Annotated in this window: 16 protein-coding genes; 8 read left to right on the plus strand and 8 right to left on the minus strand. The window is 56.9% G+C overall.

What is annotated here, in order from left to right:
• Window positions 1-236: 236 nt before the first annotated feature.
• From QEH57_RS01860 to QEH57_RS01870, 3 genes are all read right to left on the minus strand, one after another.
• A complete protein-coding gene (locus tag QEH57_RS01860; RefSeq protein WP_309004966.1) occupies window positions 237-2,546 on the minus strand; it encodes a TIM-barrel domain-containing protein in 2,310 nt (769 codons plus the stop codon).
• A complete protein-coding gene (locus QEH57_RS01865; RefSeq protein ID WP_309004967.1) occupies window positions 2,547-3,425 on the minus strand; it encodes a hypothetical protein in 879 nt (292 codons plus the stop codon).
• Between the two features lie 108 nt (window positions 3,426-3,533).
• Window positions 3,534-4,349 carry a phytanoyl-CoA dioxygenase family protein gene (locus tag QEH57_RS01870; protein ID WP_309004968.1) on the minus strand — a complete coding sequence of 272 codons (816 nt, stop codon included), beginning with the start codon at window positions 4,347-4,349 and terminating at the stop codon, window positions 3,534-3,536.
• A gap of 97 nt (window positions 4,350-4,446) precedes the next feature.
• Between QEH57_RS01870 and QEH57_RS01875 the strand changes: the two genes are divergently transcribed.
• Complete coding sequence (locus QEH57_RS01875) at window positions 4,447-5,274, plus strand: AraC family transcriptional regulator (RefSeq protein ID WP_309004969.1); 828 nt, start codon at window positions 4,447-4,449, stop codon at window positions 5,272-5,274.
• 19 nt (window positions 5,275-5,293) lie between these two features.
• Here QEH57_RS01875 and QEH57_RS01880 read toward each other — a convergent pair whose 3' ends face one another.
• Genes QEH57_RS01880 through QEH57_RS01890 form a run of 3 tightly spaced genes read right to left on the minus strand, consistent with a single transcriptional unit; the run spans window position 5,294 to window position 9,404 of the window.
• On the minus strand, window positions 5,294-8,119 hold the full coding sequence (locus QEH57_RS01880) for a glycosyl hydrolase (RefSeq protein ID WP_309004970.1): 2,826 nt from the start codon (window positions 8,117-8,119) through the stop codon (window positions 5,294-5,296).
• Window positions 8,120-8,179: 60 nt separating this feature from the next.
• Window positions 8,180-8,620: a MaoC/PaaZ C-terminal domain-containing protein gene (locus tag QEH57_RS01885; RefSeq protein ID WP_309004971.1), complete on the minus strand. Its 441-nt coding sequence runs from the start codon at window positions 8,618-8,620 to the stop codon at window positions 8,180-8,182.
• A gap of 13 nt (window positions 8,621-8,633) precedes the next feature.
• Entirely contained in the window at window positions 8,634-9,404 is a 771-nt protein-coding gene (locus tag QEH57_RS01890) for an IclR family transcriptional regulator (protein ID WP_309004972.1), read from the minus strand.
• 70 nt (window positions 9,405-9,474) lie between these two features.
• On the opposite strand from QEH57_RS01890, the gene QEH57_RS01895 reads away from it, so the two are divergent.
• The 7 genes from QEH57_RS01895 to QEH57_RS01925 all read left to right on the plus strand — a co-directional run bounded on the left by QEH57_RS01895 (window position 9,475) and on the right by QEH57_RS01925 (window position 16,528).
• Window positions 9,475-10,551: a Gfo/Idh/MocA family oxidoreductase gene (locus tag QEH57_RS01895; protein ID WP_309004973.1), complete on the plus strand. Its 1,077-nt coding sequence runs from the start codon at window positions 9,475-9,477 to the stop codon at window positions 10,549-10,551.
• 127 nt (window positions 10,552-10,678) lie between these two features.
• Window positions 10,679-11,812 carry an ABC transporter substrate-binding protein gene (locus QEH57_RS01900; RefSeq protein ID WP_309004974.1) on the plus strand — a complete coding sequence of 378 codons (1,134 nt, stop codon included), beginning with the start codon at window positions 10,679-10,681 and terminating at the stop codon, window positions 11,810-11,812.
• An 8-nt stretch (window positions 11,813-11,820) separates the two neighbouring features.
• Window positions 11,821-12,963, plus strand: coding sequence for a CaiB/BaiF CoA-transferase family protein (locus tag QEH57_RS01905; protein ID WP_309004975.1), 1,143 nt, complete (start codon window positions 11,821-11,823; stop codon window positions 12,961-12,963).
• Window positions 12,964-12,977: 14 nt separating this feature from the next.
• Window positions 12,978-14,051 (plus strand): L-rhamnose/proton symporter RhaT, encoded by a 1,074-nt coding sequence (locus QEH57_RS01910; RefSeq protein WP_309004976.1) that lies wholly within the window; start codon window positions 12,978-12,980, stop codon window positions 14,049-14,051.
• Between the two features lie 19 nt (window positions 14,052-14,070).
• Window positions 14,071-14,910 carry an amidohydrolase gene (locus QEH57_RS01915; protein ID WP_309004977.1) on the plus strand — a complete coding sequence of 280 codons (840 nt, stop codon included), beginning with the start codon at window positions 14,071-14,073 and terminating at the stop codon, window positions 14,908-14,910.
• Complete coding sequence (locus QEH57_RS01920) at window positions 14,885-15,658, plus strand: glucose 1-dehydrogenase (protein WP_309004978.1); 774 nt, start codon at window positions 14,885-14,887, stop codon at window positions 15,656-15,658. Before QEH57_RS01915 ends, QEH57_RS01920 begins: the two co-directional genes overlap by 26 nt.
• A gap of 66 nt (window positions 15,659-15,724) precedes the next feature.
• Complete coding sequence (locus QEH57_RS01925; RefSeq protein ID WP_309004979.1) at window positions 15,725-16,528, plus strand: fumarylacetoacetate hydrolase family protein; 804 nt, start codon at window positions 15,725-15,727, stop codon at window positions 16,526-16,528.
• A gap of 89 nt (window positions 16,529-16,617) precedes the next feature.
• Here QEH57_RS01925 and QEH57_RS01930 read toward each other — a convergent pair whose 3' ends face one another.
• Together QEH57_RS01930 and QEH57_RS01935 are read right to left on the minus strand one after the other, a co-directional pair.
• Window positions 16,618-20,514, minus strand: a complete 3,897-nt coding sequence (locus QEH57_RS01930; protein WP_309004980.1) for a malectin domain-containing carbohydrate-binding protein — start codon at window positions 20,512-20,514, stop codon at window positions 16,618-16,620.
• A gap of 41 nt (window positions 20,515-20,555) precedes the next feature.
• On the minus strand, window positions 20,556-22,397 hold the full coding sequence (locus QEH57_RS01935; RefSeq protein ID WP_309004981.1) for an exo-alpha-sialidase: 1,842 nt from the start codon (window positions 22,395-22,397) through the stop codon (window positions 20,556-20,558).
• Between the last annotated feature and the right edge of the window lie 8 nt (window positions 22,398-22,405).

Below are 22,405 nucleotides of genomic sequence, written 5' to 3' on the forward strand. Positions count from 1 at the left end.
CTCAGAGCTGCTGGGAACTGGCGATCTCTCTCATTTAGATCAGCCGCCTTCCGGACCTCTGTGGACTAGTTCAATCGGCCGCGCTCGAGGCGTTTTTTTGCCGCTCCTCGCGGCGATTTCTGATTTCTGATGCGATCCGCTTCGATCAGGACAGGGGGGGGCGAGTTGGATTCTGGGAAACAGCTCGCTGGAAGCAGTCTTGTGAATGTGGGGTGGGGATGTTGTTAAAGCGCAATTTAGAGGGGGAATCCTTCTTCGCCGAGAATGATTGAGAAACGCTTGTCGTTCGGCTCGCTTGAAAGCGTTTGCAGGGCTTCATCCCAGCTCAGTTCGGTCAATTCGAAATCGCCTTCCTCGTACGCGTAGGTTTCTCCGTCGTCTTGGTAGAGATCGAAGGTGGTGTCGGCTCCGGGGTAGAGAAGGATAGACACCTCGTTGCGGGGCGACTCTCCTGTGTGCTGGAGTTCGGGGCCGATGGGGATGATGCTGCCAGCTTTGACGAAGAGCGGTATGGTGTCGATGGGGGTGTCGACGGCGATGGTCTGTCCGCCATTGAAGCGTTCGCCAGTCCAGAAGTCGTACCAGTCGGTGCCGGCTGGCAAATAGATGCGGCGGGTGCGGGTTGTTTCTTCGACGGGAGCGCTGCCGGAGCGGTAGTACATGGGCTCGGTCACCGGACAGGCCATGATGGAGGGGCCGAACATGACTTGGTCGGCGATGGAGTAGGTCTCCTCGTCTTCAGAGAAGTCGAACGCGAGCGGGCGCATGAGGGTGTCGTGCTTGCGATGGCAAGCGGCGGCTGCGGAATAGATATAAGGTAGAAGCCGGTAGCGAAGGTTGATGAACTTTAAAATGGAGTCGTAGAAGGGGGTGCCTGGTTCGCCGAATCTCCAAGGTTCGCGTGGCGTATCCGTTCCGTGGCTACGGAAGACGGGAGTGAAGGCGCCGAACTGCAGCCAGCGGGTGTAGAGCTCGCGGTAGCCGAGGTCATCGACGCCTTCCGGGTAATCGCCCGACCAAAACCATTGTTCCTGGCTTTTGACGAAGAAAGCTCCGATGTCCATGGTGACCCATGGGCATCCGCTGGCGGAGAAATTGAGCAGGGCGGCGATGTTTTGGCGCAGTGTCTCCCAATTGGCGGAGGGGTCGCCGGGCCAAGTGATGGTGCCGAAGCGCTGCTGGCCGGCATAGGCGGAACGAGTGAGGTTTACGACGCGTTTATTGGGCTGGGATTTAAGTTGGTTTTCGTAAATGCCTTGGCTGTGGTAGAGCGAGTAGGCGTTGATGTGGGCAGGGTCGATGTGACGTTTGAACTCGGCGATATTGAGGGCGGCTCGTTGGTGGCGATCACGTTTTTGATCGCCTTCCCAGTCGGCGATATAGGGTTCGGTGGAGTCGCACCACCAGGCGTCGAATCCGTATTGGAAAATTCCCTCTTCGGCCTGCTTCCAATAGAGTTCGCGCGCTTCGGGGTCGAAGGCGTTGTAGATGGTGTGGTCATTGAGCATCTTTCCCGCTGCGATCATTTCGGGACGATTTTTGCTGTCCATCATGTTGGGCCAGATGGAGATCATGACCTTCATATCCAAATCGTGAATATCGGAGCAGAGCTTGGCGGGGTCGGGGTAGCGAGTAGCGTCGAAATGCTTGCCGCCCCAGCCGTCGGGCCAGTAGTGCCAGTCTTGCACGATGAGGTCGATGGGAATCTGGCGGTTCCGGAACTCGCGGGCGACGGAGACGATTTCCTCCTGCGTTTTATATCGCTCCTTCGATTGCCAATAGCCAAAGGCCCAGCGGGGCATCATGCTGGCGCGGCCGGTGAGGATACGGTATTGTGCGATAACGGCGTCGGGAGTGTCGCCAAGGTAGAAAAAGAAGTCGAGTTCCTCTACGGTATCCAGAGAAAGGGTACAGTTATCGCTGCGGTCGTCGAACTCCATGGCGCACTCAGCGTGGAAGAGCAGGCCGTAGGATTTAGTGGAGACGAGGGTGGGGACGCAGGCTTTTAGATTGTGTTGGTAGAGGTATTGGTGGGTGCCGCGGAGGTTGAGGTGAGACTCCTCGTGGGAACCGAGGCCGTAGAGGGCTTCGTTGGCGTCGAGCTGAAAGCGGATCTCGCCGCTGTAGGCGTCGCGATCGAAGATGGTTTCCTTGACTTTTCCCATGGCCCGCTCGCCATCTACGGTCTCGGTGAGGACGAGGGAGTCCTCGTCCATGATGGTGCGGTAGACCTTGCTTGGCTGTAAACGAAAGGGCTGCTCGCTGGTTTGGAGGCGTAATTCACCTTTCTCATCGAAAAAGTGGATCTGCCCATCCCTTGAGTCTAGGCGCAGTCGAAGAGAACCTGTTGAAAGTTCTTGGATACCGCTCTGTTGCGACTTTTTGTAGTTGCAGCTTTGATACTCGGGATTGACTAGAATGCCGGAAGCGGTGCTTGGAAAGTTTCCCGAGGGATTTACGCGTACGCGTGCGGTTTGTGCTGTCGGGAAGTCGATCTGTATCCAATATCCACTTTCCAGCCGAGACTTGAAGGGCTGAGCGTTCATCTAGACTGTGGTGGAGTCTTGGGCTTGGGCGAACTCTTCGAGCGCGATGTCGCGTATCAGTAAGGCGTCCTCCCAGCGGTCGCCGATTTCGGAGACTCCGCCTGATTCGTTGCGGAGGGTCGGAGCGTAGTAGATCGCGGGCCAAAGGAGCTCGGGAGCGAAGACGAGGAAATCACCGGGCCCGGCGCGTTTCAGGAAGCCTTCGAAACAGAGTCGCCAGAGCTCGCGGAAGTGCTGCACGTAGGTGGATTCGAGTTCGCCGGTGACTGGTGCCTGTATGGCGCCGGGGGTGGCGATACGGCCATGCATGAAGCCTACGCGCTCGAGAACGGGACGGATGAAGTCTACTTTTTCGTCCCAGTGTCCGTTTACCATTTCGAGACCTGCGTACCAGTGGGAGAAGTCGCCGTTGAAGCGCAGCTCCGGAAAGCGCTTTACCAGCTGGACGGTGCGCCAATTGTCTTGGGTGATGGTCGCTCGATGGGTTTCTATGAAGAGCGGGTAGTTGAATTCTCGTGACGTTTCGAGAACGGCGGTGGCGTAGGCATCTACTTGATGGTCGTCCTCCATTCCCCAGCCGCAGTGCAGGGTCGTGGCGAGTTGGCCCTCGGCGAGGTGCTTTTCCACGAGCGGTTTGATTTCGGTCGGGTGGTTGACGCGCGCGCCGGCAGTGAGCATGAGGCCAGCTGCTTTGGCTGCTGCAGCGTTGCCGTCTTGAACTCCGCTGAAGCCAGCGTCCCTGATGGCTGCATAGAGCTCGTGCGGCGCGCCGCGGGGAGCTGTGCAGTGATCCGGTAGGTCCTGGAAAGTCCACATGTTGAAGAAAACCTCGAGACGGGGCGCGGACTTCGAGCCATCATTTGTTGGCGAAATTATCATAATGTTTCCAGCTATTGGTGCTTAATGACAGAAGGCACAAAAGTCACAGAAGAAGATCTATTCCTCCTTTTGTGAGTTTTGCGCCTTGTTTGGTTAGCGTATGTTGTCCTAGTCGAACTTGCCGTCGTCTTCGAAGCTGATGGTTTTTGCCGCTTCGAAGCCAGGGTCTGCTTTTTTGCCGTCTTTGAGGAAGGGGATGCAGTTGAGCGACTGTTTGCCGGTCCAAGGGTTTTCGATGGCGTCCTTGCTGTATTGGGTGAGCAATACGCGGCGGAGATTTGGAGTGGTGTTGGAGCCAGAGCGGTGGAAGCAAACGGAGGAGAATACGGCAACGCTGCCGGCTGGGACGATGACGGGGATGCCAGGATCCTTACCGAAGTAGCCGACCTTGTCGTTCACCTCGGGATCTTTGATGTGGTCGACCCGCGTCTTGATGCCGATGGAGGAGTAGGGAAGCAGGTAGACGGTGCCGTTTTCTTCCGTTACGTCGTCGAGGGCGGTCCAGCAGGTGACGTACGGATCGTGGGGAAATTCGATGTATCCGGAATCTTGATGCCAGGAAAAGGTTGATCCTTTTTCGGCAGCTTTGATTACCCATTGGTCGAGGAATAGGTTCGCGGTCTGGCCGATGGTGGCTTGGCAGATCTGGCTCATGATGTCGCCGAAGGCGTAGTTATAGACGGCTTCGTCCTCGCGGTAGGAGTGGGGGATGAAGTAGCGACTATTGCGACGGTTGAGGCCAATCACGTCGGTGCCTTGGGCGTCCATGAGTCCGTGCATGCGATCGATTTCCCGTCCGCTAAAGTCGCGGAGTTTTTCGATGGTCTCGGCATCGAGCACGTTTTTGAGGATGAAGTAACCTTCTTCCTGGTATTGACGGATGTGATCTTCAGTGATCAACGGGGTAAGGGTGGATGGGTTCATAAGCGTTGTTTCTTAGGCCTATGAATATACGGAAAACGGCCGATTCTTTCATTGCGCGGCGCTGCAAAAAGTTTGCATGATTTGATTTGCTGGGCCGATGAAGGAATCGCTTGAAATCAGGGAGGAGTTGGAAGGGAAAGCTTATTGGGTGAGGGGCCCGGTTCCGGCTGAGCGCCCCTTGCACTCGCACGAGGAGCTGGAGCTCAATTTAGTGGTTCGGGGGACTGCTGAATACCTGGTCGACGGGCGTCGTTTGGCTTTGAGGGAAGGTGCCTTGCTCTGGCTGTTTCCCTCGCAAAGTCACGCGCTATCAGCGAGTTCAGACGACTTCGAGATGTGGGTGTACGTCTTTCGGCCGCGTTTGCTGAAGAGCGCCTGCAAGACGGCGATGTTTGTGCCACTACGTCGGTCAGAGGCTGAAGGGCGTGTTTTTGCGCAGCTGAGACCAGGGACTTTCGAGCACTTGCGTGGGCTTTGTGAGAATGGCTGGCGAGCGTATTCGGAAAATGCTGACCTGTTTAATGGATGTATTCGTTATTTGTTGCTAGTGGCCTGGCAGGAGATGAGGCAAAGCGATGGGGAAGCGCTTGAGTCGAAGGCCTTGCATCCAAGCGTTTTCAGGGCGGCGATTGCCCTGTGTCGTGAACCGGCAAGAGAGTCGCTGACTGAGTTGGCACGGCAAGTCGGGTTGTCTTCCGAACATTTGAGCCGGCTCTTCAAGAAGCAGATGGGGCAATCGCTATCGGACTACCGCAGCGAGCAGCGCTTTCGCGCGTTTCGGGAAATCTATGGCGAAGGAATAGGAATGAACATCTTGGAGGCTTCGCTTGCGGCGGGCTTCGGCAGCTATGCCCAGTTTTACCGTATCCACATTAAAAAGACAGGTAAGGCTCCGTCGGAAGGACGGCGGGGGAAGGCTTTTTGAGAAGCTTGCCAGTTGCGTTCTACCAAAGGATTTGCACAGGTCCGCGTAGGCCGTAGCTTTGTCGCTTTGCGATGCTGTAGGTTTTTGGGGCGGCGACCCGGAGTTGATTGATGAGGGTGGAGCTGGTTTCGATTTTTAGGGTGTTGCTTCCCTCGCGGAGGAAGCCGGAGATCAGGACGGAATTGCGCAGCGGGTCGCAGGGAGGAAGCGGTCTTCCGTTGATCGATATCCGTAGGGTGTCGAAGGCTTCGCTCCACTGGAGGGCCGCTCTCGGCGATCGGGCTATTTCCGGGCTTGCCTGGAAGCGGCACTCGTAGCTTCCGATGCCGGAGCTGTTTTCATATTCTGGGAGCTCGCTCCAAGGAAGGGCGTGTGCGATAGAAAGGGATGTCGCTTCTTTGCGAGTGCTGGAGGGGCTTTCTCCTGGGAGCCAGCTTTCGACGCTTAGTCGCCAGTCCTTTAATTGAAGGCTTTGAATTTGGCCCTGATGGTGAGCGCTTATGTTACGTTCTTCTTCGCCAATGGGTCTATCGGTAAGGCAGAAGGCAAAGCTTTCCTTGGGGCCGAGAGTTAGGGGGATATCGATGTAATCTTCCTGGACTTCTCGGGTTTGCAGTTGGGTGATCTTGCCTGTCCAGAGGTCGAGGAGGTGAGGGTAGCGGTGAGAGCCCGAAAGCGGAACCGTTAGCGTTTCGTTCGTTGGCATTTCGCTGGATTGGTTGCAAAAGTAGAACCAGCGGCCGTTTTCGGTGCGGCGTTCTGCATGCACGATGTCGGCCTTCGAATGGGAGATGCGAGGGCGAAGATCCAGCTTTTGCAAGCCCTCTTCGATGTATTCACGGCTTGGAACCGTGACGACCGAAGCTTGTTCGAGGATCTCGGAGAAAATCTCCTTGAGAATCGCGTCCGATTTCGGATTGGGGATGCCGGAACACGTAGGTTCGCTCCAGTCGCCGATGGCGAGGATGGGGAGTCCGGATCGGGCGAGGTGCAGGACTTTGCGAGCGGCTGGGATTTCGAAGGTGCATTTGCGGCCGTGGAAGGCGTCGCCCTCGAACACGAGGGCTTGGAAGGCGGGACCGTCGGGGGCGAGCTGCCGGTCGCGCACGGTGGCCGTGGGAAGTTCAAGGGTGGAAGGCGAAATGAATTCGTGTGTCCATCCGATGAATACTCCTTCTTTGCTGAACCAGGGAGCGCCGAAGCCTGATCCGGCGTAGCCTTTTTGGCGAAGGAAGGCGACGTCGATTTGCGGTTGGCCTTGCTGGAGGAGGAAATGGACGCGTGAAAAGTAGCCGGAGATGTCGGTAATGTGGGTCCAGCTCGGTTGGCGTGGACCCCAAGATTCCGAGTAGCCGGGGCCGCCTGAATAAGGGGAAAAGGCGGAGAAGCCCGGCCAGTTGGCGCCCGGGGCCTCAGCGTAGGAGTAGCCGTGGAGCACGGTTTGGTTGACTCCGGCGGCGAACTGCGGGTTGAGCTTCTGAAGGACACGCTTCCAGGTGGTAGAATAGGCAAGGCCTTGGAAAGCTCCCGCTTCGTTGGAGAGGATCTTGTTGCCGCCCATGTCCCGACCGCCAGCGAGGGAGCGGTAGTCGTCGAGGTTCTTGAAGCCGAGGGATTCCCCTTCTGCGATATCGAGGGTGGCGGCGGCGCGGACGGCATCGGTTTTCAATCCGTAGGGTTGGCCGCGGAAGCCGAGGCCGATGCTGTGGGCCCAGACCTTCAGGGCTTCGAAGTGGTGTTCGAGGAAGAGCTCGGAGAGAGTTTGCCACCAGTCATGTTCGATGTGCTTGGAGTCGAAGTCCTGGTATTTGATGAAGGGGTCTTCCTTCTTCTGGACGACGAGCGGAAGGTACGGAAGGAGGGAATAGCCGCGTCGCTTCTCGAACTCATCGAAAAGCTTCGGCGTCCAAATGGTCTCGTGGGTTTCCATCTCGATGGAATCTTCGAAGAGGCAGCCGCCGACTTGCTTGATGAGCGGCGCGAGAGTTGGGGTGAGGACTTTCTTTTGCCAGAGGTCGACGATGGCGGCGGTTCCGGCGGCGCTGAAGTGGTCGACCACGTAGAACTCTGGTTCCGAGTGGGGCCCGCCCTCGGGTTGTTGGGCGGAGCCACGCAGCCAGTAGCAGAGGATTAGCCAGTTTCCGTTATCGGGAGGAGTCCAAGATAATTGATTATTGGATACGAGGGGGAGGAGATCGATCAGGGAGTCGCGTCGCGCGACGTATTCCTTGCCTTCAAGCTGGGGTACATCCGCGAGTTTGAGGGCCTGTACTGCTTGGAGGACGGGGGTGGCCTTGTTTTTGGAATTGTCTGGCTTGGGGAGGAGACCCTCGAATGATCGGCCGGAGTCGAGAGCGAAGATTTCGGTGGCGAGTTCCTTGCACGCGCCGACGCTGTCGGGAGTGATTAGGTTGCTAGCCGCAGGCCAGCTTGGCCCGATGGAGTGATCGATGCTCATGCCATGCTTGGCAGCTTGCTCGAGAGCGGCTTGCACCGCGGCGCGCCAAGGGTGGGATCCCCAGCCATGAGTGTCGGCGGATAGGTCGACACCGCGGGCGCTATGGTGAACGTCGGCGATTTCGGCTCCGCCAAATCCCGCATCGGCCATGCTGTCGATCTCGCGGCGGATTTGTTCGGGCTCGACCAGGCCGTGCGGCCACCACCAGCGGAACTTGGGTTGGTAGGGACGGGGCGGGCTGGCGAAGAGGGTCGCGAAGGAATCGGGGGATGCCGGGGCGGCGGGTGCGTAGACTCGGTTGCAGGAGGTGAGGGGGGCGAGGAGGAGGCCGAGACCGGTGAGGGAGGAGAGTTCCAGGAAGCGGCGGCGGGTTAAGGGATGGGGCATCGAGACTAGGAAATTGACTTTTTGTATCAGGGTTGTGGTGACGCTAGGAAACTCTTGGCGTTAGGTCTTCTTCTTGACCAGAAGCACGTGCTCGGCGATGAGCGCGGTTTTGCCCTCTTGGTTGATGGCTTCCACTAACTCGATGACTTGACCGTAGTCGGGTCGCTTAGGGTCGTCTTTCTTTTCTTTGATGGTGCAACGGGAGGTGAGGGTGTCGCCGATGAAGACTGGCTTGATAAAGCGGATTTTGTCGTAGCCGTAGGAGAAGGCTTCGGGGTTGATTTCTCCGGCTGTCTGGCCGACTGCGACGCTAAAAATAAGGGTACCGTGGGCGATGCGGCGCTTGAAGTCCTGGGTCTTGCACCATTCGGCGTCCATGTGGTGCGGATAGAAGTCGCCGGTTTGGCCTGCGTGCATGACGATATCCGTCTCGGTGATGGTTCGCCCGGTAGAGCTGCGGGATTCGCCGATTTGGTAGTCTTCGAAGTAGATCGATTTCATGGTCGGAAGGGGGCTAGTTTGTGGCGAGGCCGAGTGTTTTGGTAATGTTGCCGGCTGTCTCGAGGAGTCGTTTAGAGATGGCGGCTTTCGTCGTGGATTGTTTTTTGCTGCGGAAGCGCGTGATTGTGAGGGCAGCGAGCAAGCCGCTCTCCGAGTGCCCGACTAGGGTTGAAATATCTTCGACGCCTTCGACGCTGTCGCTCTCGGCCTCGGTCGATGCCTGCGAAGCGAGGTCCGTTAAGTTGCCGAGGAGATTCTTTCGTTTCGCGGCAGATGCTTGTTTCCAGGTGTCGGAATTCTTGAGGTGCTCAAGTCGAGCGGACTCTGGGAGGTGGGCGAGGAGCAAGCGGCCCGAGGCGGTAAGAAGCGGGTCGAAGCGGGAGCCGACTTCTATGGATAGGCGAATGGGCGATGGGCTTTCGACTTGGGATACAACCAGAAGGCGCCCTCTGTCGAGGAGACTGAGGTGGCAGGATTCGCGGATCGTTTCGGTAAGCTCCTGCATAGGGCCGATGGCGCTCTGGGCTAAGCGTACGGCGGCGGAGTGCGTGTGAGATAAGGCGTAGAGCTTGAGGGATAGTAGGTATTTACCGGATACGGTATCTCGCTCGACGTAGTTGCGATGCTCGAGGCAATTGAGCATGCGGAAAAGTTCGCTGCTGCTGCGGTCCAGTCGGCTCGCCAACTCGGCTAGGGAGAGTGGAATTGGGTCGGCAGCCAGGGCTTCGAGGATATCGAGACCTTTTTCCAGGGCAGGGACTTTGTATTGGGGGGCTTTGGTCATGGGTAGAACGAAGGACGCGTATTTAAAGCTTGAAACGTTTCGTATATGAAAAGACATTTTGCAAATAAAAATGCCCCTTCCTCTTTGCCAGACTCCCATTCTGCCCCAGAAGCCGCGTCCTATCGTCGTATTGGCCGCTGGCGGAATCGTACGTGACGCTCATTTGCCAGCTTACCGTTTGGCCGGTTTTGAAGTAGCGGGAATCTACGACATCGACCGGGAGAAAGCTGAGAAGCTGGCTTTGGACTTCGGTATTGAGACCGTTTATGGAAGCCTGGAGGAAGCCTGCGCTCAGGATCCGGAAACGGTCGTTTTCGATGTGGCGGTGCCGGCGGTGGGTTTGAAGAAGGTGGTGGCGGCTTTGCCTGATGGAGCGACCGCATTGTTGCAAAAGCCCTTTGGGGAGAACTTGGAGGAAGCTCGGGAGCTTTTGGCCTTGTGTCGTAGGAAGCGATTGAAAGCGGCGGTCAATTTCCAGCTACGCTATGCTCCTTATATAATGGCAGCACGGGACTTGATCGAAAAGGGGGTGATTGGCGAGCTGCACGACCTGGCGGTGCGGGTGACCGTTTACATGCCGTGGCACCTGTGGACCTTTTTGGAAGGGATTCCGCGAGTAGAGATTTTGTATCACAGCGTTCACTACGTAGATCTGGTCCGCTCGTTTTTCGGTGAACCACGTGGGGTCTATGCTAAGACCGTGAAGCATCCGGATACAAAAAAGCTCGCTTCCACGCGCACCAATATCGCGTTGGACTATGGTCAACTGAAGCGGGCCAATATCAGCGCGAACCACGGGCACAACTTCGGACTGAAGCATCAGCAGAGCTACGTGAAATGGGAGGGGACCAAAGGGGCTATCAAGGCGACTTTGGGTTTGCTCATGAACTATCCGGATGGGGAACCTGACGCTCTGGAGTATTGTACCTTGGACGAGGACGGAAAGCCAGGCGAGTGGCAGAGCGTGGAACTGCAGGGCAGCTGGTATCCGCACGCTTTCATCGGGACGATGGCCAGTTTGATGCGCTTTGCCGACGGCGAGACGGAGGAGCTACCGACTTCAGTGGAAGACGCCTTCAAGACTATGGCGGTAGTGGAGGCTTCGTATATTTCGAACGCGAGTGGGGGGACCCCGATACCGGAGTAATGGGGGCTGAATTTTTAACCGCAAGATACTCGATAATCACAAGGCTCAGGACGTTCGATGGGCCGCGGTCTGAAGCGCCGCGCTACGGGAAGAGAATATTTTAATGGATAGGACAGTTTTAAGAGGAATGACCTGGGATCACTCGCGCGGCTATTTGCCGATGGTAGCGAGCGGGCAGCGCTTTGAGGAGTTGAATCCTGGGGTGAGGGTTCTTTGGGAAAAGCGATCGCTGAAGGACTTCGAGGAGTATCCAGTGGAAGTTTTGGCGGAACGGTATGATATGATGATCATCGATCATCCGTTTGTTGGATACGCGGCGAAGCATGGCACTTTACTAAATCTGGAGGATTGTTTGTCGGCTTCGTTTTTGGAGGACCAAAAAGCAAACTCGGTGGGCGGTTCGCATGAAAGCTATCACTACGCGGGAGGACAATGGGCACTGGCGATCGATGCTGCAGCTCCGGTGGCGTTCTGGCGCGAGGACTTGATGGAGGAGCTCGGCTTGGAGCTTCCTGTTGATTGGGAGTCCTTGCTGCGATTGGCAGATCGGGGGCATGTGGAAATCCCCGCGGCTCCGATCTACTGTCTGATGAATTTTTACAGCCTGTGTATCGCTCACGGCGAAAAGCCCTTCGAATCGAAGGATCAAGTGGTTTCGCGGGAAGCGGGTGTTCAGGCTTTGGAGACTTTGCGGCAGTTGGTGGAACGTTGCGACGAGGGTTGTTGGTCGCGCAATCCGATTGATTCGCACAACCTAGTTTCGAGTGCCGCGAACACGTCCGCTGTCTATTGTCCCCTCGCGTATGGTTACATCAACTACGCCAGGGAAGGCTACGGAGAGCGACGGCTCAAATTCGGTGAACCGCCGGCTTACGGGGGCGTGCCTCTGGCGACTACGCTGGGAGGTACGGGACTGGCTATATCCTCTCAGACCAAGCAACTCGACCTCGTGAGGCAGTATGTGGAATTTGCGGCTTCCGGTGAGACGCAGCGTTGTCTCGCGACTCCGGCAGGTGGGCAACCGGGACATCGAAAGGCGTGGGAGGATAAACTTAACAATGCTTTAACGGGTAACTATCTATCGGATACGATTTCTGTTTTGGATCGTTCTTTTCTGCGTCCGCGATACTGTGGATACACTCGCTTTCAAGAAATGGGTGGTCCTGTGCTGCATCGCGGCCTCAAAGGTGAGGCGAGCGCAACGGAAACGCTGGAGGCGCTCGACGCTCTCTACCGAGATACAGTGAGAAACGGTGAATAAGTAATTTGATGAAACCACTAGAAGGACTCTTAGTCTTAGATTTTTCCCAGTTTCTTGCTGGGCCTTGGGCGGCGACGCGTTTGGCGGACCTGGGAGCTCGGGTGATTAAGATCGAACGCCCAGGAAGCGGCGATATCTGTCGGCAACTTTACATCTCCGACCTTTCGCTGGATGGAGACAGCACGCTGTTTCATTCGATTAATCGCAATAAGCAGAGTTATGCAGCGAATCTGAAGGATGCGGATGACCTGGAGAAGGTTAAGGCTTTGATTGCTAAGGCAGACGTATTGATTCAAAACTTTCGTCCCGGCGTAATGGAGCGCATCGGACTTGGTTACGAGGTATGCAAAGCTCTGAATCCAAAAATCGTATACAGCGTGGTTTCCGGGTACGGAAGCGAAGGACCGTGGGTGGGCAAACCAGGTCAGGATCTCTTGGCTCAAGCGCTTTCAGGGCTTGTCTGGCTGAACGGAAATGCGGGCCAACCGCCGATGCCCTTTGGTCTAGCTGTGGCCGATTTGACTGCGAGCGCCCATTTGGTGCAGGGGATTTTGGCGACTTTGGTACGTCGCGGAATTAGCGGAAAGGGTGGGTTGGTAGAGGTAAGCCTTCTTGAATCGGTACTTGATCTTCAGTTCGAGGTGACCACCACTTACCTTAACGACGGGGGGCGTGAGCCGCAGCGAAGCGCGGTGAACAACGGGCATGCCTATCTGGGAGCTCCATATGGAATCTATGAGACGCAGGACGGCTACCTTGCCTTGGCGATGGGGTCGATAGTGACCTTGGGAAAACTTATCGGTTGTCCAGCGTTGGAGGAATACGAAGATTCGGAGCTTTGGTTTTCCCGCCGAGACGAAATCAAGTCCGTATTGGGGAAGCACCTACAGGTTCAGCCGACCAAGCATTGGTTGTCGATTTTGGAGGCAGCAGATTTTTGGTGCGCAGACGTGCTCTCCTGGCCGCGGCTTTGGGAAACGGAAGCGTTTCAGGCGTTGGACTTTGTGCAAGACGTTACGCGAGAGGACGGGCCAACTCTCAAGACCACGCGCTGTCCGATCACGATTGATGGAGAGCGTTTCAAATCTTCGGTGGGCGCTCCGCGTGTGGGCCAGCACACGGAACGTATCGAAAACGAATTTAGCTTATAACCTATTCCTACCCCATGATCTTAGAAGCATCCCCAATACTTGGAACCTTGTTGCACACGATCGGCGCGGCGAGCGCGGCGCTTTGTTATTCGCCACAGAAATTTCTGCATAAGTGGAGCTGGCAAACCTATTGGCTGGCTCAAGCGGCGGTGTGCTGGCTGGTGTTGCCTTGGTTGTTCGCCTATTTGTTCGTGCCTGAGTACGGGAGCGTATTGAGCGAGTCACCGAGCGATGCAATGTGGTTAGCGTTTGGATACGGCGTTTTGTACGGAGTGGGAGGAATCGCATTCGGGGTGGCAATTCGCTATATTGGCTTTTCGCTGACCTATGCGATCGCGATTGGGTTCTCTTGTTTGATAGGGACGCTTTTCATGCCGTTGATCAATGGCATACTAGCGGAAAAGCTGCAGCAAGACGGGGGCATGATCGTAGTTGGCGGCGTGGCCCTAGGTTTCGTTGCGATGATCATATCGGGCTTAGCAGGTTTTCGAAAAGAACGTGAGCTGACCGCGGATGGGAAGCGGGAAGGCAGTGGTTTCAATGTTAAGCTCGGTTTGCCGATCTGCGTGGTCGCGGGAGTGCTGAGCGCAGTTTTTAACTTTTCGTTGGAAGCCGGGGCTCCCATCGCGGAAGTCGCTGCAGCCTATGGGGCCGGAAACTTTCAGGAGCTTGCGAAGTATCCCTTCACTATGAACGGGGCGTTTCTGACCACTTTGTTGTATGTACTATTTCTTGCAGGTCGGTCTCGAAGTTGGGGTGAGTTTTCTCGGACCGAGGACGGCAAGGGGCTAGGGATTAATTACCTGTTGGCTATCGCGACAGGAATAATGTGGTACCTGCAGTTCTTCTTCTATGGATTGGGTCACATTCGTATGGGAGACTTCAAGTTTTCCAGTTGGGCGATTCACATGATCATCCTTATTTTGCTGAGTAGCGGATTTGGGGTGTTGATTGGAGAGTGGAAGGGAGCTCGTTCGAAGACTTTTGGCTATATGTTGCTTGCATTGGCTTTGCTGGTAGCGGCGGTCGGTCTGATAACCTACGGGAATTTCTTAGGATCAGCGGAAGTTGCTGAGGCAGGTCACTGAAAGAAAAAGGGACTGTTGTATGAGAATCGTAGATACGCACCAGCACCTTTGGGAACTTGATCGTTTCCAGTATTCTTGGACTTCTGGATTACCTGTTTTGAACCGTAGCTTCAATTTAGATGATTACCGGCAAGCAGTGGCCGGAACGGATGTGAGCAAAGCGATCTTTATGGAATGCGATGTCGATGCTCCGCATGGTTTGGAGGAAGCGCGATGGGCGCAGCTTTTGGCGGAGGAAAACCCTTTGATCGCTGGTATCGTAGCGACCGCATCGTTTGAGTCGGAGGACTTTTCGGGGCAGTTGAATCGCTTGTTGAGACTGTCGAAATTGAGGGGGCTTCGTCGTGTGTTGCATACGCAGGACGATGGCTTTTCGCAAAGTTCTACGTTTAGAAACAACCTGCGGGAGCTGCCGCAGCACGGTCTAGTTTTCGATCTTTGTGTCTTGTCACGGCAACTACCCGTTGCTGTAGAGCTAGTTAAGGCATGCCCGGAGGTGAGCTTCGTGTTGGATCATTGCGGGGTGCCGGATATCAAAGGTGGAGCTTTTGAGTCCTGGTCTCTGCAGTTGAGCGAGCTGTCTCAGTGCGCGAATGTGGTGGCTTGCAAGGTAAGCGGATTGGTTGCATACGTTGACCGAGAAAATTGGAATGTGGATACCTTGCGTCCCTGGTTCGATCGGGTGGTTGAGCTTTTTGGCTGGGATCGCTTGGTCTGGGGCGGCGATTGGCCGGTTTGTACCGTGACGACGGACCTGAAAACCTGGTTGGAGACGTCGAAGGAGCTCTGTTCGGGGGCGAGCGATAGTGAGTTGTCGAAACTCTACTATCAGAATGCGGAAAGGATTTATCGTGTTTGATTTGAATGGAAAACGAGCGGTCGTCACAGGAGCGGGTTCGGGGATCGGAGAGGCGATCGCCCTTCGCTTTGGCGAGGCTGGCGCATGGGTCTGGGTTGTAGACCGCAACGAAGCGGAGGGAAATGCTACGGTCGAACGAATTCGGGCGGCCGGCGGTAAGGCGGAGTTCGAAGCGTTGGACGTTTCGGACGCTGGAGCGGCGAAAGCCTTGGCGGAACGATTGGGAGCGATCGATATTTTGGTGAACAATGCTGGAGTCGGCCACGTGGGAGGGTTGTTGGAAACGGAAGCGGAGGACCTCGATCGCTTGCACGCGGTTAATGTCCGTGGACCTTTTAACCTGTGCAAGGCGTTTGTTCCGTCGATGCTGCAGCAAGGGCGTGGAAGCGTGATCAACATGGCGTCGATTGGGGGGATCGTGGGCGTGCGGGACAGGCTTGCCTATACCGTGAGCAAGCATGCGGTGGTCGGGCTGACGCGGGTGCTGGCGTTGGATCATTCGCATACGGGGGTTCGCTTTAATGCGATTTGTCCTGGAAGAGTGGAGACGCCTTTCGTGAAAGCGCGAATCGCTGAGTACGCGGATCCCGAAGCGGCGTATCGCGAGATGGCTTCGACTCAGTTGAATGGCCGCATGGGAAAGCCGGAGGAAATTGCGGCGATGGCGCATTACCTGGCCAGTGACGAGTCAGCGATGGTGACGGGGAGTTGCCAGTTGATAGACGGTGGTTGGTCCGCGGGAAAGTAGGCGCTTGTTTTAGCCCAAGAATTTCACGAACTAGTACGCATTCTTAGAAAAGGGAGAAATCGTTTTATGAAGATTATACGTTATTTGGATACGGCGGGAGAGGCTCGCTACGGAGCGGAACAGTCTGATGGATCGGCATTGCGGATCGAGGGCGACATATTTGGCGACTATGACGTTACGACTGAGAAGGCGGACGTGGTGAAGCTTTTGGCGCCGGTCGTGCCGACTCAAATCTTGTGTGTTGGACTTAACTACAAGAAGCACGCGGAGGAGACGAAAGCCAAGATGCCCGAACGGCCAATTCTCTTCGTGAAGGGAGTCAATACGCTGCAGAACCCGGGAGACCCGATTGAGATCCCAACCGCGATGGCGAGCTCGGAAGTGGACTATGAGTGCGAGCTGGCGGTGGTGATTGGCAAGCCGTGCAAGAACGTTAAGCGCGAGGAGGCGCTGGACTACGTGCTCGGCTACACGTGCGCGAACGATGTTTCGGCCCGCGACTGGCAGATCAAGCTGGGCGGCGGGCAGTGGTGCCGTGGCAAGTTTTTCGATACCTTTGCTCCGCTAGGACCGCGTTTGGTGACGACGGACGAGATTCCGAATCCAAATGCCTTGAAAATAGCTACAGTGCTCAATGGCGAGCGTGTCCAAGATTGGAATACGGATGACATGATTTTCGATGTGCCGGCGATTATCGAGTTTCTGAGTGGAAGCACGACGCTGGTTCCCGGGACGGTCATTTTGACCGGAACGCCTCACGGAGTGGGCATGGCCTTCAATCCGCCTAAGTGGTTGAAGGAGGGGGACGAAGTGACGATCGAGATCGAAGGGATCGGGGAGCTTACAAACCCGGTGAAATTGGAATCGTAGTCCTTCGCCTCTTTGCAGTTGGCCCCACTTTCGTAGTGGGGCTTTTTTTGGCATGGTCTAGAACGTTGGTTGCCAGCGTAGCGGTGCGATCATTCAACGGTGACGTTCTGGAAGCTTATATTGGTTCCGGGTTCGAAGCTGAAGCGGATGGTGTAGTTGCCGGCGTTGATGCTGTCGCAGGTGCGGAGGCGAATGACGTCTGTCACCGGATTTCCGATACTGGGAGCGATGGTGAAGGTGTCGTCGCAGATGAGGCTACCGTCGATGTTGGACGTGATTTCGAGTTTCGCTTCGAGGGGCGTTTCGCCTTGGTAGCGGTACGGGACGTTCAGTCCGTAACGGTCGCCCACGCCGACGTAGATTTCCCATTCCGCGATGCCGTTTTCGGGTTGGTGTTTGGTGATGGGCTTGAGGAAGGATTCCCGTACCGAGCGGACTACTGCGCTGTAGAGCTTGGCGGCGGAGCCATCGGGAAGGATGCCGTTGGGGCCGAGCCTGACGGTTTCGCCGGGGGCGTAGCGACGTTTGAGCATGGAGATTCGGTCGGAGCCGAGAGGCTGAATGTAGAAGTTGGTGGGGATCCAGTCTTGCAGCCATTCAGGCCTAGTGGCTATGCCGGGGTCGAGGGCGAGGTAGACCTCGGTGTGGTCGTCGACGGAGAAGGTGATTTCTAAATCTGGATTTAGGGCGTCAGCTTGAGGGCCTCTGAGCCAATCGCAGTCGCTGAGGCGGGAGTAGAAGCGCTCTATGCTGGGGCCGCCGTCGCTGTAGAGGGAGCGACCGGAGCGGAGATTGGCGATGGCTTGCCATTGTTGGGACACCTGGCTGCCGCGTACCGTGAAGTTGGATACGCTTGTGGCGGGGGCGGGCTCGGGGCGTCTTTTGACGATTGGGATGTAGGCGGTCCCTGATCCGAGCGAAACCTCTTCACCTCTGTTGAAGCGTTTTCGGTAGACGGGTATTTCTCTGTGGTCTGGATTTGCCGTGCTCAGGTTAAACTCCGATTTTTCCCAGCTGGATAGCCACGCGGGTTTGGGCTCCGCTATCGCGATGAAAATGTCGGCGTCTTGGGAGAGCGTGAATGCTGCGGAGAAACCTGGGCGAGTCACTGCCGAGGAATCGAGCTGGATCCATTCGCTTTCGCGGAGTGGATAGGAGAGGTCAGCTAGCGTGGAAGCGGCGTCGCTGAAGAGTTTGTCTCCGGTGTCGAGCCACGTTTTGGCTGAGGTAGAGGGGTGGGAGCTCTTGAGGGCGGTTATCAAGCGGTCCGTTTTTGCGGAGATCTTCCGCTTGTTGCTCGTCGAAATGGCGATAGCAGAGAGAACGGCTTGCGTGGAGCGGACTTCGGGGAAGCTGATAGTTAGTTCGCCGTCGGTGATCTTAACGGGGAGCCTTTGGGAAAGAGCGGTGGCGGGGCCGACTTCGCTCCAGATGTCGAGATTTTGGATACGGGTTTCTCCGTTGAGGGCGATGTCGAAGAGGCGCCAGCCGGCCACGTCTTTCGATGAATCGATGCCATACCAGGGCTCGATGAAATAGAGTTCGACTTCGTAGTTTCCGTTGGGGAGTTCGAAGCGGTAGGAGAGCTCGTCGCGGCCGTAGCGGAAGGACTGCAGGAGGAGGTCGTCGCGGGTACCGTTGATCGGGTGGTAGACGCGGCGTTTGCTGCCGAAGGCGGAGGGGAGGTTGGCGAAGCGATCGCCCCATGAGGTGGAGCCCCAGGTTGCGGATTCGCCGTCACTTTGGTCGGCGAGCCAGAGGTTTCCGTTTGTATCCGTATAGTCAGGACCGCCGCAATTGATGCGGTAGAGGTAGTTGCGATCATGGGTCTTGGCTTGGATCGGGTCTTCCTTGGCGTTGGCAGCGGAAGCGAGCGGAGCGGGAGGAAGGTGGTGGAACTGGATGATATCGGTGGCGACAGTTTGACCGTCGATGCGGGCTTCGGCGTAGAGGGTGTTGTATTGGATGTCGACTTGGTTCCAAGTGAAGTGGGTGCCGCGGGGACCGCGCTTGCGGACGCCGAGGGATTTGCGGCCGAGGTCGTTGAAGAGTTCTACTTCGTCGCAATTCGAGTAGACGATGATGCCGTCTTTCAGCCCGGGTTCGGTCCAGCGGTCGGGCCAAGTGTGGGAGACGATGTAGACCATGGGATCTTGATTCGCTGGCGTGTAGTTGCTGCGGTACATGTAGAAGACGTCCAGCGGTTCGCCCCAAATGGTTTGCAGGCCTTTGTTGTTGGCGGGGCCGATTTGGTCGAGCTCGCGGATGCCGTCGGTGGTTTGCTGACCGCTGCCACCGACGTTGCGTCCGGGGTTTTGGTGGGTGGTCATGGGCCAGGCGAAGTGGCCGATAGCCTTGTCGCGAACGGTCTCGGCGAGGCGGACCTTGGTTTCCATGAGGGCAGCCATGCGGTCTTCGGAGAGGATGCCGTCCTCGATGAAGCCGCCTTCGCTGTGCAGGTCGATGCTGCGCCAGGCTCCGTATTCGCCCACGAGGCGCTGTTGGCGGATCTCGTTGGCGTAGTTGTAGAGATCGCCTCCGTAGGTGCCGGACCAATTTTGGGCGACATCCCAGTCGGTGCCTTCGCCCCCGTTGCAGGTGGTAATGGGCCGCTGGATACTGGCGGTGGGATCCATCTCGCGGATTATGTCGGCGCATTCCTTGGCGAACCAGGCGGGTAGTTTGGATTCGTTCTGCAGGCCGTAGAGAATGAGGGAGGGGCTGTTGCGGCGTTCCTTGATCCAGTCGCGAAGGAGGGTTTTGTAGTTGGATTGGAAGGCCTCGTTTTCGAACCAGATATGGGCGCCGAACTGGGTCCACCAAAGCATGCCGTCGCGGTCCCAGATTTGGTTGAAGCGAAGGTTGTGAGGGTGGTGGGCGTCGCGGAAGATGTTGAAGCCAGCGGCGTGGATCTTGGAGGCGCGCGTGTTTATTTGCTCTGGAGAAAAGGCGTGGCTTTGACCGAGTAGGTGCTCGTAGTCGGCGACGCCGTTGAGGAAGAAAGGTTTTCCGTTGATGAGGAGGGGCTGGTCGCTGGGGCCGTTGAGGTCGGGCCAGGAGACGGAGCGGATGCCGTAGGGAGTGCGGACTTCGTCGAGGACCTTGCCTCCCTGCATGATCTGGGTGGTGACGGTGTAGAGGTAAGGATGATCGGGATGCCAGAGTCTGACTTGGGCCAGGGAGAGCGGGATGGGATTGTTTAGGTCGCTGCTCAAGGTTTCGGCAAGCACGTGGCCAGTGTGGTCAGCGAGCTGTTGCTTGAGGAGGATGGGGACTTGGCCATTGGGTTCGGAGTTGTATTCTATTTGGGTGGATACATGCAGGGTGGCTCCGTTTTCGGAGACGTCCTGATTGCTCCAGATGTGAACGCCGAAGGGAGAGATGCGTATCGGATTTGTGGTGACGAGATGGACAGGGCGGAAGATTCCGAAGGGTTGGGTGCCTTCCGAGAATCCGTAGGCTAGCTCGCAGCCGCCGCAGACCCAAGGGAGGTCGCGAATGTGGGCGGGATGGTCGGCTTGGACGGAAAGTTGGTTAGGCGCGTCGAAGGAGATCGCATGAGTGATGTCGATGGAGAAAGTGGTAAGCCCGCCGGCGTGTTCGCCGACGTATTGGCCGTTCACCCAGACGGTGGCATAGGAGCCGACTCCTTCGAAAAAGAGGGATACTTGGCGCCCGCGTTCGGAGGAGGGCACGGTGAAGCTCTTGCGATACCAGGCGCTGCCGTGGTGTACGCCGTGCTTGGCTTGGCGGTAGCCTTCGTAGCCATCCCAGTTGTGGGGAACGGATACGCGTTTCCAGTCGCTGTCGTCGAAAGCGGCATTTTGGAAGGTGTCGCTCCGCGGATCCAGTTCAGTGGTCGTTTTCCAGTCCGTATCGAGGATTTGGTGACCGCGGTAAGCGGATCCTGTCGGAATCTGGGCGTTAGCAGCTGCGGTGGCGGCAATAAGGGCCGCCACTATGAATCGTTTGAAAACGTGTTTCATGGGGAATGAGATTTGGCTTGGTTCGCGACCAAGGACGCTCTCTACCTGTTTGCTTCTATGGATACGTCGTCTATCAGGAACACTGCGTTTGGCGTCTTGAAGTCAGGATCCGGAAGGTCGATTCCACCTTCGCCCCGATAGCGGTATTTTCCGGTGCGGAAGGTCAGGCGCTCGGTGGTCTCGGGGAAGTCGGAAAAGTAGGCGATGCGGTAGAGTACCTCTTCGCCATTGATGCGAAGCTGGAAGCGTTCGTGGTTGTTGCCCGGATTGACGTCCAGTTCGACATCGATCCACTCGTCGGGGCGGTAGGTGCCACCCGGCTTCCAGGCTCCTTCGTGCTTCGATTCGATGGTGCCGTTTTCGGTGAAGGCGATTTGCACGGGACGAAGTCCGTCGCCGCTGGCTACGTCGATTTCGAGCCGGCCGAAGACCTGTTTGGCGAGCAGCTTAAAGCGGATGAGCGAGGAGCGTCCTTCTTCGAAAACGCGGGTAACGGAGGCGTAGTCGTAGGGGTCTTCGTCGTTGAGTTCGAGCGCTTTGCCGCGCTCGCTGCCTGTATCCACGACGCGTGGCGAGGCCCAGAGAGGGCTGTAGACGTTCCATTTGACGGGGAGACCGTCCTTGTTGCCTGTTTCGAAGTCGTCGAAAATGGGCCCGGGGGGCACGCTTGACTCGACCGGCGTGGGAACGCGGCTGACCCAGATGTCCTCTTTGTTGACGCTGTAGGTTAGCCAGAGGTAGTTGTCGGGCGTGGTCCCATTTCCCTCGAGGATGCCGCGAACGTATTGGGGCCCCATGCTTTTGTATTTGCCCCAAAAACGAATGTCGGCGTGTTCGCCATGGACGGAAAGGAGCTTGGAAAAGTGTTCGCCGTCGTCGCTGGTGGCGATAGCGAGCGGGTGGCGTAAGCGTGTTGTCGGATTGAATACGAGGGCGTAGCGGCCGTCCTTGGTTTGCTTAGCCCAGTACTTGGATCCGTTGCGGGGAATATTGCGGGCGAATCCGGTTCGTATCCAAGATTCCCCTTCGTCGTCGGAGGTCATGGTGACGGCGTATTTCCAGATGCCTACGACCTTCCCGTTGGGGAGGTGGTAGTAGGAAAGGGCTTTACCCTTTTCGCGGTAGAATCCGTCCTCGGAGCGATCTTCCTCCCACCATTGCGCGGTCATGAGCTTGTTGGCGAGGAGCGCTTCGCAGGCGGCGACGAATTTCTTGTCCTTGCTCTCGGTGTAGAAAGGGAAGTTGGCTGCGTTTGCGGGGTCCCAGCCTTCCTGGGAGTTGTAGCGAAGGTAGTATATGGGTCCGAAGCTGCCGTCCTTTTTGATTTCGCGGACGGCCCGACCGATTCCGGTACCGTCGTTGGGGCGTGGATACAGCCCGTAGAATGCGGTAGCGAGCAGCATGTCGTTGGGGGCGACGTAGAAGCTCATGCGCTGGTGGGTCAAGGGGTGGGAGCCGTCGGGAAGTTCGTAGGTGGGGAAGATCAAGCGAGGCGGTTCCCAGTCGATGCCGTTGGTCGAGCTGGTGTAGGAGGTCGGAGTAGGGCTGTCGTGCTCGCTGACGGGAGCGCTGAGGTAGTCCAGGTGGAACTTTCCGTTCCAATAGGCCAGGTTTGGAGCATGGGTGTAGGTGTGGTCGAGTCCGTCCTGGTGCTGCGAGTCCAGGCGATTGGCGCGGTAGACTTGTATGTTGTGGGTTCCGACGACGGGGCGAAGGCCGCCGTCGCCTGCGTGCGTTACCTTGATCTCGCCATCGAACTTGATTGGCGGATCCTCGGTGGGGTCGTCTTGGGCCGTGCCGGGAATTGCGAGAGCAAGGGCTGAGGCGCTGCCGAGGGCGTAGGCCCAGCGTTTGAGAAAGGGAGTGAAAGGGGCGTTTGGCATTTTGAGAA

Source organism: Pelagicoccus sp. SDUM812005, from assembly GCF_031127875.1.
In the GTDB taxonomy this organism is placed as follows: Bacteria; Verrucomicrobiota; Verrucomicrobiia; order Opitutales; family Opitutaceae; genus Pelagicoccus.